Below are 14,472 nucleotides of genomic sequence, written 5' to 3' on the forward strand. Positions count from 1 at the left end.
TGATAGCGCAGTAGCGTCGCCTAGCTCTCTCCGCCGGGTGTAAACCGGGCGACCAGTGCGTGCCGGTCGCCGGGATAGGTGAAACGCACGAATGTTACCGGGCCGGTGCTGCCCCAGGTCCGCCGTTCTATGACCAGACAGGCTGCGTTCCTGGAAATATCGAGCGCCTTTGCGACCTCCGCGCTGGCCGACTGGGCATAGATCCGATGTTCCGCAGTGCTCCATGGGATCTGGCTGATGAGCCAGGTTCCCGGCGCCGACTCCAAAAAATCCTCACCTTCCGCTTCGGGCACCGTCGTCAGGTTGATCAGCCGCTCTTCAAGGCAGAACGGCCGCTCGCCGGCATGGTGAAGGCAGAGAAGATCGAGAACCGGAGCCGTTTCCGAAAGCTCCAGGTGCTGCCGATCGACGGGGCTCGCCTCGCGTCGAACCCGCCTCTCCAGCCGGTAGGAATAGGGAAGCTTGAGGGAGCGAACCTCCGCCTCAATACTATGGATTTCGAGCACCGCGGCCTGCGTCACCGGTTGCGCCACAAAACTGCCGGACTTCTTGCGGCGCTCGATCAGCCCGGTCCTCGCCAGGTGCGTCAGCACCTTATTGGCGGTCATCCGCGAGCAGCCGTATTGTGCCGCAAGATCGACCTCGAAAAGCAGGCGATACCCCGGAGGCCATTCGCCGGAGACGATCCGTCCCTCTATGTCGCTTAAAATGCGCTGGTGGAGGGTGGCTTCCTTGCCGCCATTGGTCATAGTGTCAGCAATTCCTGCATTACCGTCCTGAACCGCCGGCCGATCGCATCCCGCCGGATGTGCTTTCCGCCCTCGACCTGCTTGCGGCCAAGCGCCCAGACACAATCCACGGCAATGCCGCCCGCAAATATCCAATGGTCGAGAATCTGATCGTCGGCAAGATAGGGAACGTGCTCGACGTCGAGCGAAACGATATCGGCGTAATTGCCCTGGGCCAAGCCGGCGGCGGCGTCGAGCGCCATTCCGCCACCCGAAAGCGCCGTCTCGAATAGCCGCCGACCCGTCGAACCTTCCGGTTTTGCCAGGACGTTGCGCCTCTTCAGGCCAAGGCGCTGGGAATATTCGAGCTGACGCAGCTCCTGCGCCACGGAAATCAGTATGTTCGAATCAGAGCCTATACCGAAGCGGCCGTTCTGCCCGAGGAAAAGCTCGCCGGGAAAACTGCCGTCGCCGAGATTGGCTTCGGTGATCGGGCAAAGCCCGGCGATCGCGCCGCTGTCCGCCATGCGGCGGGTTTCATCCTCTGTCATATGCGTCGCGTGGATGAGACACCAGCGTTCGGTCACCGGCATGTTTGCAAGCAGCCAGTCGACAGGCCGGGCGCCGGACCAGGCGAGGCACTCCTCGACCTCCTTCACCTGTTCGGCGATATGGATATGCACAGGCCCGTCGCCCGCCATCGGCACGACCTCATCGAGTTCCCGCGGGGTTACGGCGCGGAGGCTATGGGGCGCGACGCCAAGTTTAGCGCCGGGCATCGCCGCGGTCAGGCGACGGCAACCTTCCATGGTCCTGGCGAAATCGTCGATCGAGTGGATGAAACGGCGCTGTCCCTCGATCGGTGAAGCGCCGCCGAAGCCGGAATGCGCATAGAAGACCGGCAGCAGCGTCAGGCCGATTCCCGCCTCCGCACTCGCTGCCCCGATGCGTTCGGCCATCTCGGCGATATTGGCGTAGTGGCTGCCGTCTCTGTCGTGGTGGAGATAGTGGAATTCGCCCACCCGCGAAAAGCCGGCCTCCAGCATTTCCATATAGAGCTGCGAAGCGACGGCCTCGACCTGTTGCGGCGTGATCGACAGCGCAAACTTGTACATCAGCGTCCGCCAGCTCCAGAAGCTGTCGTCGCCGGGACCGCGAATCTCCGTGAGACCTGCCATGGCGCGCTGGAAGGCATGGCTGTGCAGGTTCGGCATCGCAGGCACCAGCACCTTGTGACGCTCGTCTTCCGTCGCCGCCTCAATGCCGACCTCCACTCCGTCAAGCCGGTCCGCGTTGACCGTCAACCTTACATTCTGCTGCCAGCCTTCCGGCAGAAGAGCCAATTGCGCATGAAGCGTGGCCATGGACGCCCTTCCCTTTTCCTCGCGGAGACCAAAATTCTTCTTGTCACTCGGATTATTATGTATATACATGTCCGTCCATAAGGAAAGGCGAAAAGCTTATGGATGGGGAAGATTCTTCTAAATCTGCAGCAGGCTCCGCTTCGCTTTGGCACAATGCGCGGATCGCCACTTTTGCTCCCTCGGCATCCGGCCTCGGCATTATCGAAGCCGGTGCGATCGCCGTGCGCGACCGGCGGATAGCGTTCGTCGGCGCACTGGCCGACCTGCCTGCCGAACTTGAGAAATCCGAACACAAAACCAATTGCGGCGGGCGCTGGATCACCCCGGCCCTGATCGACTGCCATACCCATCTGGTATTCGGCGGCGACCGCGCGATGGAATTCGAAATGCGCCTGGCGGGATCGACCTACGAGGAGATCGCACGGGCCGGCGGCGGCATCATCTCGTCGGTGAAGACAACCAATGCACTCTCGGAAGACGAGCTCCTTGGGCAAGCGCTTCGCAGGCTGGACACGCTTCTGGCCGAGGGTATCAGCACGGTCGAGATCAAATCCGGCTATGCGCTGAACATCGCGGGCGAGCTGAAAATGCTGCGTGTCGCCCGCAGGCTGGGCGAAGTCAGGCCGGTCCGGATCGTCACGAGCTGGCTTGCCGCGCATGCGACACCGCCTGACTACAAGGGCCGCAACGGCGATTACATCACTGACGTGGTCCTGCCGGGTCTCGAGGCTGCGCATTCGCAAGGGCTGGTCGATGCGGTGGACGGTTTCTGCGAAGGCATCGCCTTCTCGCCGGCCGAAATCGCCCGGGTTTTCGACAGGGCGAAAGCGCTTGGCCTTCCCGTCAAGCTGCATGCGGAACAGCTCTCCGATCTCGGCGGCGCGCGCCTCGCCGCCTCCTATGGCGCATTGTCGGCCGACCATCTCGAATACCTTTCCGCGGCGGATGCCGGGGCGATGGCGCACGCAGATACCGTCGCGGTGCTGCTGCCGGGCGCATTCTATACGCTTCGCGAAAAGCAGGCACCGCCTGTCCAGGCGCTGCGCGACGCCGGCACCCGTATTGCGTTGGCGACCGACAGCAATCCCGGCACCTCGCCGCTGACCTCGCTGCTCATGACCATGAACATGGGCGCGACGCTGTTCGGCCTGACGGTCGAGGAATGCCTCGCCGGCGTCACGCGGGAAGCGGCGCGCGCCCTCGGCCTTCAGGCCGAAACCGGCACGCTCGAAGTCGGCAAATCCGCCGACTTCGCAATCTGGGATATCGAGCGGCCGGCGGAACTTATCTATCGCATCGGCTTCAATCCGCTGACGGCACGGATCTTCAAGGGCGAGAGGGTTTCCGCATGAGCATTGTTCTGACACCCGGCTCGGTGAGCCTTCGCGAACTCCAGGACATCTACTGGAACGGCACGCCGGCCCGGATCGATCCTTCGTTCGACGCAGGGATAGAGAAGGCTGCGGCGCGGATCGCCCAGATCGCCGCCGGCAACGAGCCGGTCTACGGCATCAACACGGGCTTCGGAAAACTGGCATCGATCAAGATCGACAGTGCCGATGTCGCGACACTCCAGCGCAACCTGATCCTGTCGCATTGCTGCGGTGTCGGCGCCCCGCTTGCCGAAAATATCGTTCGCCTGATCATGGCGCTGAAACTCGTGTCACTCGGGCGCGGCGCGTCCGGCGTGCGGCTCGCGCTGGTGCGCCTGATCGAGGCGATGCTGGAAAAAGGCGTGATTCCGCTCATCCCGGAAAAAGGCTCGGTCGGCGCGTCTGGCGATCTCGCACCGCTCGCGCATATGGCGGCAGTGATGATGGGCGAAGGCGAAGCCTTCTATCAAGGCAATCTGCTGCCCGCCGCCGAGGCTCTTGCAAGGGCCGGATTGATACCGGTCGTGCTTGCCGCCAAGGAAGGCCTTGCCCTGATCAACGGCACCCAGACTTCTACGGCCCTGGCACTGGCCGGCTTGTTCCGTGCCCATCGCGCCGCCCAGACAGCACTGGTGACCGGCGCCATGTCGACGGATGCCGCCATGGGCTCCTCCGCACCTTTCCATCCGGATATCCACACGCTTCGCGGCCACAAGGGCCAGATCGATGCGGCCGCGGCGCTGCGCGCGTTATTATCAGGCTCGGTCATTCGCGAAAGTCATCTTCAGGGCGACGAACGGGTTCAGGACCCCTATTGCATCCGCTGCCAGCCGCAGGTCGACGGCGCCTGCCTCGATCTTCTGCGCTCGGTCGCCCGCACGCTCGAGATCGAAGCCAATGCGGTGACCGACAATCCGCTGGTGCTATCGGACGATACCGTCGTTTCGGGCGGTAATTTCCACGCCGAGCCGGTGGCCTTTGCCGCCGACCAGATCGCCCTTGCCGTCTGCGAAATCGGTGCGATCTCCCAGCGCCGCATTGCTCTGCTCGTCGACCCGGCCCTCTCCTACGGACTGCCGGCCTTTCTCGCCAAGAAGCCGGGGCTCAATTCCGGGCTGATGATCGCGGAAGTCACGTCCGCCGCCCTGATGTCGGAAAACAAGCAGATGTCGCATCCCGCCTCGGTCGATTCGACGCCGACCTCCGCCAACCAGGAAGACCACGTTTCGATGGCCTGCCATGGCGCGCGCCGGCTTCTGCAGATGACCGACAATCTTGCGACCATCATCGGCATCGAGGCGCTAACGGCAGCGCAGGGCGTGGAACTGCGCAAACCGCTGACCACCAGTCCCGAACTCCAGAAGGTGATCGCCACCATCCGCTCCGTTGTCCCAAGCCTGGAAGAGGATCGCTATATGGCAAACGACCTCAAGGCGGCGACAGATCTCGTCGCTTCGGGCGCGCTCGCCGCCTCCGTTTCCGCAGATATCCTGCCGGTCCTGGAGGCGTGAATGGCGATTGTCGAAACCAGACAAGGCACCTCCCCCGTCATTCTCGGCTTTCCGCATACGGGAACCGACGTGCCCCAGCCGATCTGGGAGCGGCTGAATGACAACGGCCTCCTGCTTGCCGACACGGACTGGCACATCCATGAGCTCTATGACGGTCTTCTGGGCGATGCGACGACGGTGCGCGCCACGTTCCACCGCTACGTGATCGACGCCAACCGCGATCCACAGGGTGTGAGCCTCTATCCCGGCCAGAACGCCACCGGCCTGATCCCGGAGACGGACTTCGACGGCAGGAGCATCTGGAAACAGGGCGCCGGGCCGACCGATGCCGACATCGCTGCGCGGCTGCGCGATTTCCATGCGCCCTATCACGCGGCGCTTGCAGCCGAAATCGAACGGGTCAAATCCATCCACGGCATTGCCGTGCTCTACGACTGCCACTCGATCCGCTCGCACCTCCCGTTCCTGTTCGAGGGCACCTTGCCCGATTTCAACATCGGCACCGACATGGGCAGGACCTGCGCCCCGGCAATCGAACAGGGGGGGCTGGATATGGCAACTGCGGCTTCGGGCTACACCAGCATCTTGAACGGCCGCTTCAAGGGCGGCTGGACGACACGGTTTTACGGCAGGCCGGAAACCGGCGTCCACGCGATCCAGATGGAGCTGGCCCAGTCCACCCATCTCGCCGCGGAGGCCCTGCCCTTCGCCTATCATCCGGCCAAGGCAGAGCGACTGCGTGTCCATCTGAAAGATATCCTGACGCGGATCGAGCGGGTCGCCCTCGGCCTCGCGTCGCAGAAAAACAACAACCGATAAAGGGAACGTTCCGATGACCAATCCCCGCCACAACATCCGCGAAATTCGCGCCCCCCGCGGCAATCAGCTCAACGCCAAAAGCTGGATGACGGAAGCGCCCCTGCGCATGCTGATGAACAATCTCGATCCGGACGTGGCGGAAAACCCCAACGAACTGGTCGTTTATGGCGGCATCGGACGCGCCGCCCGCACCTGGGACGATTTCGACCGGATCGTCGCGACGCTGAAGACGCTCACGGAGGAGGAAACGCTGCTGGTTCAATCGGGCAAGCCGGTCGGCGTGTTCCGCACCCACAAGGACGCGCCGCGGGTGCTGATCGCCAACTCGAACCTCGTGCCCCATTGGGCGACCTGGGACCATTTCAACGAGCTCGATAAGAAGGGACTGGCCATGTATGGCCAGATGACCGCCGGTTCGTGGATCTATATCGGCACCCAGGGCATCGTGCAGGGCACCTATGAGACGTTCGTGGAAGCCGGACGCCAGCATTATGGCGGCAATCTCAAGGGAAAATGGATCCTGACCGGTGGGCTTGGCGGCATGGGTGGCGCCCAGCCGCTCGCCGCCGTCATGGCCGGCGCCTGCTGCCTTGCGGTCGAATGCAACCCCGACAGCATCGATTTTCGCCTGCGCACCCGCTATGTCGACGCCAAGGCGGAAACGCTCGATGAAGCCATGGAGATGATCACCCGCTGGACAGCCGCCGGCGAGGCAAAATCCGTCGGCCTGCTCGGCAATGCCGCCGAAATTCTGCCCGAAATGGTCCGTCGTGGCATCCGTCCGGACATGGTGACCGACCAGACGTCGGCCCATGATCCGATCAACGGCTACCTGCCCAAGGGCTGGACGATCGCCGAATGGAAAACCAGGCGCGAGACCGACCCGAAGGCGGTAGAAAAAGCCGCCCGCGCGTCGATGCGCGAACATGTTGAGGCGATGATCGCCTTCTGGAACGCCGGCATCCCGACGCTCGACTACGGCAACAACATACGCCAGGTCGCCAAGGACGAGGGGCTGGAAAACGCCTTCGCCTTCCCGGGCTTCGTGCCGGCCTATATCCGCCCGCTGTTCTGCCGCGGCATCGGCCCCTTCCGCTGGGCCGCCCTTTCAGGCGATCCGGAAGACATCTACCGCACCGATGCCAAGGTGAAGGAACTGCTGCCGGACAACGCGCATCTCCACAACTGGCTCGACATGGCGCGCGAACGGATTTCCTTCCAGGGCCTGCCGGCGCGCATCTGCTGGGTGGGCCTCGGCGTCCGCCACAAGCTCGGCCTCGCCTTCAACGAGATGGTCCGCAATGGCGAGCTGAAAGCGCCGATCGTGATCGGCCGCGACCATCTCGACTCCGGATCGGTCGCCTCTCCCAACCGGGAGACGGAAGCGATGAAGGACGGCTCGGATGCGGTGTCCGACTGGCCGCTGCTGAATGCGCTCCTCAACACGGCATCCGGAGCCACCTGGGTATCTCTGCATCACGGCGGCGGCGTCGGCATGGGTTATTCGCAGCATTCCGGCATGGTCATCTGCTGCGACGGCAGCGAGGACGCCGACCGCCGCATCGAACGGGTGCTGTGGAACGACCCCGCCACCGGCGTCATGCGTCATGCGGATGCGGGTTACGAGATCGCCGTGGATTGCGCCCAGGAAAACCGACTTCGCCTGCCCGGCATTCTCGGGAACTGAACCCATGAAAATCCTGCGCGCATCCGACTACAAGCGAATGCCGTGGAAGAACGGAGGCGGCGAGACGGTGGAGATCGCCGTCTATCCCGCCGGCGCATCGATCGAGGACTTCGACTGGCGCATCAGTATGGCGACCGTCGCCTCCGACGGACCGTTCTCGATCTTTGCGGACGTGGACCGAACCCTGTCGATCCTCTCCGGCGCAGGCATGGAGCTGACGATCGATAGCGGCCCGCCCGTCACTCTCGAGCTCGATTCCGAGCCCTATCCGTTTCCTGCCGACAGGCCAGTTTTTGCCACGTTAGTCAATGGCGCGACAACGGACCTCAACGTGATGACGCGGCGCGGCCGGTTTTCTCACCGCGTCATCAGGCAGCCGACGCCCGTGTCACTGCCGCCGTCGGCATTTTTGAGATTCGTTCTTGCCACAGGAAAACACGCGATTGCGTTCGGTTCTGAGAAATTTGACCTCGAGCCACTGGATTGCCTGACCTTCGGCGCCGAAGCGGTGGGCGACCTAGTTCTCTCCGGCGAATCGGAGGTTTCCCTGATAGAGCTGGCTCCCGAAGGTGGGATATCCAAGCCGTTCTGAGCTCACTTGCCGCCATCCACGCTGATGATCTGCCCGGAAATCCAGCCGGCGAAGTCGGATGCGAAGAACATCACCATGGCCGCGATGTCGTCAGGTGTACCAAGGCGTTTGAGGGCGATATTCTGCAGGAGCCGCGCCTGCCCTTCCTCGCCCATCGCCTCCCATTGTCGCTCGGTCGCCGGGTTGGAGCGCACGAAGCCGGGCGCGACATTGTTGACGGTGATGCCCCACGGCCCCAGTTCGTGGGCGAGTTGGCGCGTCAGTCCGATCTGGCCGGCCTTGGCGCTGGCATAGGCCTGGATTCCCGTCAGCGAAATTCCAAGACCGGCGCCGCTGGAGATATTGATGATGCGCCCGGCGTTTTTCCTCTTCATGCCCGGCGCGACCGCCTGGGCCATGAAAAAGGCGCCGGACAGGTTGACGTCGAAGATCGTCTGCCAGTCGCTTTCGGATATTTCCTCGATCGGCCGGCCCACCTGCCCGCGCACGCCGCCCGCATTGTTGACCACCACGTCCGGCGCGCCGGAGGCTGCCTCGATCGCCCGGACGGTCTCCTGCACGGCGTTGCGATTGCCGACATCCAGTACATGTGCCTCGGCCTTCGGCCCGCAGAGCCTGACCGTTTCATCGAGCCCCGCCGCATCGATGTCGCAGGCATGCACCGCTGCGCCGCGGCTCGCGAACCCTTGCGCGATCGTCCGGCCGAAACCGTGTGCAGCACCCGTGACAATCACCACCTTGCCGTCGAACGAAATGTTCATCCCGTCACCGTCGCCAGTTCTTCGAGATTGGCCATGTCGAGCGGACGTTTGCCGTCCTCGATCTCGTGGATCATGGTGATCAGGCGGGCGGCAAGCGGCGTCGGAACGCGCGATTCCCTGCCGATCTCGACGACCGGCATCACCTGCGCGTCCACCTCGGTCTTGCGCTTGCGAACGGCGAGATCGCGCCAGATGCCGGAATGCGATTTTGCCGACCTACGGTTATGCGCCACCATGTCGTCGAACGACGTCTCGGTCTGCTCCGGCGAGGCCAGCGGCCCGAAGGCGGCCGGATCGAACCCGTCGAAGGCTTCCGGCCGGATGTTGTTGATAGCCGCCACCGTCGCCACTTCCAGCGCGAGCCGGCGCAGAACCGGGCGGGCGACCGGATTTTCGAGTACATCGGCGATGCTGTCATTGGTGAGAGCCGTGCCGAACAGCAGCGCACCGTAGATGAGCTTGCCCCACAAGAAGCCCCAGATATTGTTGGTGATCAGGGCCTTCGGCTCGACATGCCGCATCAGCTGATAGATATCCTCGGCCCGATCGGTGAAACGCCCGTCGAGTTCGCCGATCACCGCGGCGCCATGGCCGCTATACTGCACGACGCCCGGCTCCAGATAATCCGCCCCGAAATTGACGAAGCAGCCGATGACGCGATGTTCTCCGACGATGCGGGCAATCACGCGTTCGTTGAGCCCGTTCTGGACGGAGACCACATATCCGTCGGCGGGGAGATGCTGGACGAGAGACCTTGCCGCCGCCTCCGTATGATGGGCTTTGACGCAGAGGAAAGTCCGCTGATACTGGCCTTCCAGTTCTTCCGGCAGATAAGCCCTGGCCTGGACGGTATCCTCGAAGATCGGGCCAACTATCTTCAGTCCCTTCTCGTTGATCGCATCGACATGGTCCTTGACGTTGTCGACGAAGATCACATCCTCGCCGGCGCGGATGAAAGCCGCACCCAGCGTCCCGCCGATCGCACCGGCGCCCCAGATCAGAATTGGCTGGCTCATGCCCAAGCTCCCTCCAAAAGTCGCCCGCATTCCTGCGAGCGCGATATTCCACATTGCCTAACGCGCGCCCGTTGCAGTTTGCTTGAAACGACAGGGCCACAGCATGGCGATATTCGTTTCACCGGCATGGCGGACACGCCCACTCCGAGGAGTAGACCACTACAGCCGCATGGTCGAGTAGGGGTCGGGATCGCGAAGCATGTAACGACGGCGACCGGGGTCGTGCCTCCGGTCGCCGCTTTTCCGAATAGGATTTCAGAATGAGGAACCTGCGGCCAGCAGACCGGCCAAGGCCGAAGGCTCCAGTGAGGTTACGTCGTAGATGCAGGGCGCCGCGAAGACGGCCGCTCCCAGGATGCAGATGATCATCAATCTCATGGGGTTCTCCAGGGACGAGGCGCCTGCCTCGTCCCGTTATCCGTTCTTGCCTCTCGCCGCGGCCGATCCGGCGCGACGCGCAAATCGGGTTTTCTCAGGCGAGGATCAGCTCGACATTGATGTTACCGCGGGTCGCCTTCGAATAGGGGCAGGTCTGGTGAGCTTCTTCGACAAGCTCCTTGGCAAGTTGCGGATCGATGCCCGGCAGGCTGATGTTGAGGCGGGCCTGCAGGAAGTATGCGCCCTCGGTCGTCCCGAGGTCGACCTCGGCATCGACCGCCGTCTCGGTGGGCAACTTGATCTTCCGCTTAGCTGCGGCAAGACCCATGGCACCGATGAAACACGCCGACCATCCGGCTGCGAAAAGTTGTTCGGGATTGGTGCCGGCATGCGCGCTGCCGGGAGGTGAAAGCTTGACGTCGAGCTGGGCGTCGTCGCTGCGCGAGACCCCATCGCGCCCGCCGGTCGTGTGGGTCTTGCCGGTATAGAGAACCTTGTCGATCCTGGTCATGGAACACTCCTTTGTTGGTGTCGCCGGTTGCGACATCCGTTGACGGGGAGTGGTTTGACGGGCCGAGGTATCCGGCATGTTTCCGGAATCGCCGGAAATGTATCGAACCGTAGCGCGGAGCTCGCCGGACATCCTTTCATACAAAAGGCTTCGGAAAATCCGCCAATTCCGGTATCAACGGATGGTGACTTCGGCAGCCAGCCCGCCACCGGCGCGGTTGTAGAGCCTCACCGAGCCGCCGAGTGCTGCGGCAAGCTGGTGGGCGATGGCAAGACCAAGCCCCGTGCCGCCGGTTTCGCGGTTGCGGGATTGCTCCAGCCTGAAGAAAGGCTGCATGGCCGCCTCCAGCATCTCTTCGGGGATCCCCGGCCCGCGATCGAGGACGGTGATGACGATGTCGCCCTTGCCGCTTCGCTCGACGCTGATCTCGGCCGCGCCGGCAAATTTCACCGCATTGTCGATGAAGTTCGAGAGGATGCGACGCAGCGCGTGCGGTTTGGTGGACGCGGTGCCCTGTACCACGCCGGCGACGGTCACCGCCTTGCCGGTGTCCTGATAATCATAGGCAATGCTGTCGATGAACGAGGCAAGATCGATGCGGGAAAGTTTCTCGCCATTGCCATGCGCGCTGCGCGCATAGGCTATGCCGTCCTGCACCAGCCGCTCGATCTCGCCGAGGTCATGCACCAGCTTGTCCCTCTCGGGCGAATCGTCCGCCATGTCGGCGCGCAGCCGCATGCGGGTGATCGGCGTCTGGAGATCGTGGGAGATGGCGGCGAGAATCTGCACCCGTTCCTCGAGATAATGGGCGATCCTGTCGCGCATGGCGTTGAAGGCCCGTGCAGCATGGGCGACTTCGCTCGGACCGGCCTCGCTCAAGGGCGGGCCTTTTCTGTTGGGATCGAGCGCATCGGCTGCAGCCGCAAGGTCTCCGAGCGGGCGGATCGCCTGCCGGACCGCAAACCAGGTGCAGATCACCAGAAGCGCCATCTGGACAGCGAACACGTAAGGAAGCCATTCGGCGATCGGCATGACACCCCTCGGCGTGACGTCGATGGTGAGTGGAGAGCCGTCGGAAAGAGTGAGATGACCCTGCAGCCGCCTGACGTCACCGGGGATGGACTCCACCCGCAGCGGGAACCGATGCCCCACCGCCTCCTGGATCTTGCCGGTAATCTCGGCGCCCCGGCCCGGCACTTCCGGCACACCGGCAATCCCCGGGCCGAGCACCAGCCGGTAATTGCCGCGGCTCAACCGATCCAGCCAATCGGCCCGCTCGCCGGCCGGCAGCCGATCGAGGATGGCGATCGACGTCGCAAGATCGTTTTCAAGCGTGCCGAGCATGACGGCCTTTGCCGACATGTAACGTTCGATAAAGAGGATGCTGAAGGAGAGCCCGTAGGCGATGGCGAGGCCGGCGAACAGGATGAGGAAAAGCCGGGCACGCAGGGTGCTCGGCCATAAGTTTCCTAAAAAACGGGAGACGCTGGCGCTCACGGCTTCGGCTCCGAGATCTCGACGGGAACCGAGAAGACGTAACCTTCGCTGCGCACGGTCTTGATATAGGTCGGCTCGCGCGCATCGTCGCCGAGCCGCTGGCGAAGCCGGCTCACCAGAAGGTCGATCGACCGATCGAACAGGTCCGCATCACGGCCTTGCGTGAGGTTGAGGATCTGGTCGCGGTTGAGCACACGCTGCGGATGGTCGATGAAGACGCGCAGCAGCCGGTATTCTGCACCGCTCAGCGCGATTTCCGTGCCCTGTCTGTCGAGCAGATGGCGGCCGACCGTATCCAGCCGCCAGTCGCCGAAGCTCAGCAGCTGGCCTGCCTCGCTGATCTGCAGGTTGGGCGGCAGCATGCGCGTCCGGCGCAGGACGGCCTTGATGCGCGCCAGCAATTCACGCGCGGCAAACGGTTTCGGCAAATAGTCGTCGGCACCCATTTCGAGCCCGATGATCCGGTCCATCTCGTCGCTGCGGGCAGTCAGCATCAGGATCGGCGTCGCCTTGTGCTTGCCAGCCCTGAGCTCGCGGCAAAGCACGAGCCCGTCGTCGCCCGGCATCATCACGTCGAGCACGATCAGGTCGACCGTATTGGCCTCGAGAAAACTGCGCATCTGGCGGCCATCCGCTGCCACCGTCGCCCGGAGGCCGTTCTTCTTCAGGTAGCTCGACACCAGTTCGCGGATTTCGCGGTCGTCATCGACGATCAGGATATGGTCGATATGATCCATTTTCGGGCTTCAAATCCTTGTCCGATGAGAACGGTATCGCACCGCCCTTCCTTCTTTAAACCGCAGGATGGCTGCCGCGAAGCCAAGAATTATTTCCGCGGCAGCCCATTGGGGCTCAAAACCGGTCGACGTCCAGAACAGCCTGCGCAAAGGCCTGCGGTGCCTCCTGCGGCAGGTTGTGACCGATACCGGCGGTGATGGTGCGATGCGCGTATTTTCCGGAGAACTTGCCCGCATAGGCAGAAGGATCGGCATGCGGCGCGCCGTTGGCATCGCCTTCCATGGTGATCGTCGGCACCGAGATCATCGGCCCCATGGCGAGCTGCTTTTCGAGTGCATCGAACTGGGCCTCGCCTTCGACAAGGCCCAGCCGCCAGCGGTAGTTATGGACAACGATCTCGACGTGGTCGGGATTGTCGAATGCGACGGCCGATCTTTCAAACGTCGCGTCGTCGAATTTCCAGGTGGGCGACGCCGTCTGCCAGATAAGCCTGTTGAAATCGCGCCGGTTCTGCTCGTAGCCCAACCGGCCGCGCTCGGTAGCGAAATAGAACTGGTACCACCATGCAAGTTCGGCTTTCGGCGGCAGAGGTTTTTCGTTGATTTCCGGGCTGCCGATCAGGTAGCCGCTCACCGATACCATCGCCTTGCAGCGTTCCGGCCAAAGCGCCGCCATGATGTTGGCGGTCCTGGCGCCCCAATCGAAGGCGGCGATGATTGCTTTATCGATCTCCAGCGCATCGAGGAGCGCGATCATATCGGCCGCAATGGCCGACTGCTGGCCATTGCGTGGCGTATCCTTCGACAGAAAGCGTGTCGTGCCGTAGCCCCTCAGATAGGGCACGATGACCCGGTAACCGGCAGACGCGAGCAGCGGCGCGACATCCACGAAGCTATAGATGTCGTAGGGCCAGCCATGCAGCAGCAGGACGACGGGACCATCTGCCGGACCGGCCTCGGCATAACCCACATCGAGCACGCCGGCCCTGACCTGCTTCAGCCTTTCGAAGGACGTGTTGGTGCGGGCCTTGACGGCGGTCAATGGCGTCGCGGCAGGCGACGAAGACTGGGCACCGGCAGTGCCGGTCATTCCGAATTCGACCGCTGCAACGGTCATGGCGGCAACGCCGAAGAAGCGGCGACGCTGGTGGTTGATCGGGTCGGACATCGATCTCTCCAATTCGTGTTGATCACGATCGGAAGGAAGCCGGGGCCATGTATCCCCGATGTGTCCCGAGCCGCGGGTTTTGCATGCGGATGTAGCATCCGGCCGCCGAGATACGTTCTGATACAATTCAGGCACCGCCGATCCGGCCGCCTTCCGCCGCGCCTGGCGATTTGTGTCGCTCTGTAGCGCATCGGCGGTTTCCTACACTTCGGTACATTTCCCCTCGAACCCGGACACATCCGGGATACGTCGCGCCGACCAGATTGGCTCCGTTGCTGGTCGAGCCGCACCGCCGCCCAGAACCCGAACATCCGGTGTCAAAGGAAACGA

At 63.1% G+C, this 14,472-nt stretch carries 14 protein-coding genes; 5 read left to right on the forward strand and 9 right to left on the reverse strand.

Features of this window, described 5'->3' with window-relative positions; genetic code table 11:
• Positions 1-20: 20 nt before the first annotated feature.
• Both hutC and C5L10_RS10565 read right to left on the reverse strand, forming a co-directional pair.
• The gene (gene hutC / locus C5L10_RS10560) at positions 21-749 is read right to left on the reverse strand and encodes a histidine utilization repressor (protein ID WP_105429616.1); all 729 of its coding nucleotides are present in this window, start codon (positions 747-749) and stop codon (positions 21-23) included.
• Positions 746-2,092, reverse strand: coding sequence for a formimidoylglutamate deiminase (locus tag C5L10_RS10565; protein WP_105429617.1), 1,347 nt, complete (start codon positions 2,090-2,092; stop codon positions 746-748). The genes hutC and C5L10_RS10565 overlap by 4 nt, the downstream gene beginning before the upstream one ends.
• A 98-nt stretch (positions 2,093-2,190) precedes the next feature.
• Between C5L10_RS10565 and hutI the strand changes: the two genes are divergently transcribed.
• From hutI to C5L10_RS10590, 5 genes are read left to right on the forward strand one after another with little or no spacing between them, the layout of a single operon-like run.
• A complete protein-coding gene (gene hutI, locus C5L10_RS10570; protein ID WP_105429618.1) occupies positions 2,191-3,444 on the forward strand; it encodes an imidazolonepropionase in 1,254 nt (417 codons plus the stop codon).
• Positions 3,441-4,976 (forward strand): histidine ammonia-lyase, encoded by a 1,536-nt coding sequence (gene hutH / locus C5L10_RS10575; protein ID WP_105429619.1) that lies wholly within the window; start codon positions 3,441-3,443, stop codon positions 4,974-4,976. The genes hutI and hutH overlap by 4 nt, the downstream gene beginning before the upstream one ends.
• Positions 4,977-5,795 (forward strand): N-formylglutamate deformylase, encoded by an 819-nt coding sequence (gene hutG, locus C5L10_RS10580; protein WP_105429620.1) that lies wholly within the window; start codon positions 4,977-4,979, stop codon positions 5,793-5,795.
• Between the two features lie 13 nt (positions 5,796-5,808).
• Positions 5,809-7,482, forward strand: coding sequence for a urocanate hydratase (gene hutU, locus C5L10_RS10585; protein ID WP_105429621.1), 1,674 nt, complete (start codon positions 5,809-5,811; stop codon positions 7,480-7,482).
• Between the two features lie 4 nt (positions 7,483-7,486).
• A complete protein-coding gene (locus C5L10_RS10590) occupies positions 7,487-8,074 on the forward strand; it encodes a HutD family protein (protein WP_105429622.1) in 588 nt (195 codons plus the stop codon).
• Positions 8,075-8,076: 2 nt separating this feature from the next.
• Here C5L10_RS10590 and C5L10_RS10595 read toward each other — a convergent pair whose 3' ends face one another.
• The 7 genes from C5L10_RS10595 to C5L10_RS10620 form a co-directional block, all read right to left on the reverse strand.
• Positions 8,077-8,835 (reverse strand): SDR family NAD(P)-dependent oxidoreductase, encoded by a 759-nt coding sequence (locus C5L10_RS10595; protein WP_105429623.1) that lies wholly within the window; start codon positions 8,833-8,835, stop codon positions 8,077-8,079.
• Entirely contained in the window at positions 8,832-9,851 is a 1,020-nt protein-coding gene (locus tag C5L10_RS10600) for a ketopantoate reductase family protein (protein WP_105429624.1), read from the reverse strand. The genes C5L10_RS10595 and C5L10_RS10600 overlap by 4 nt, the downstream gene beginning before the upstream one ends.
• A 255-nt stretch (positions 9,852-10,106) precedes the next feature.
• Entirely contained in the window at positions 10,107-10,229 is a 123-nt protein-coding gene (locus tag C5L10_RS34730) for a hypothetical protein (RefSeq protein WP_046637080.1), read from the reverse strand.
• Between the two features lie 94 nt (positions 10,230-10,323).
• Entirely contained in the window at positions 10,324-10,740 is a 417-nt protein-coding gene (locus tag C5L10_RS10605; RefSeq protein WP_105429625.1) for an organic hydroperoxide resistance protein, read from the reverse strand.
• A 174-nt stretch (positions 10,741-10,914) separates the two neighbouring features.
• Positions 10,915-12,237, reverse strand: a complete 1,323-nt coding sequence (locus tag C5L10_RS10610; protein WP_105429626.1) for a HAMP domain-containing sensor histidine kinase — start codon at positions 12,235-12,237, stop codon at positions 10,915-10,917.
• Positions 12,234-12,974, reverse strand: a complete 741-nt coding sequence (locus tag C5L10_RS10615) for a response regulator (protein ID WP_105429627.1) — start codon at positions 12,972-12,974, stop codon at positions 12,234-12,236. The genes C5L10_RS10610 and C5L10_RS10615 overlap by 4 nt, the downstream gene beginning before the upstream one ends.
• Positions 12,975-13,089: 115 nt before the next feature.
• On the reverse strand, positions 13,090-14,142 hold the full coding sequence (locus C5L10_RS10620) for an alpha/beta fold hydrolase (protein ID WP_105429628.1): 1,053 nt from the start codon (positions 14,140-14,142) through the stop codon (positions 13,090-13,092).
• Between the last annotated feature and the right edge of the window lie 330 nt (positions 14,143-14,472).

The sequence above is a fragment of the Neorhizobium sp. T6_25 genome (assembly GCF_002968555.1).
Lineage (GTDB): Bacteria > Pseudomonadota > Alphaproteobacteria > Rhizobiales > Rhizobiaceae > Neorhizobium.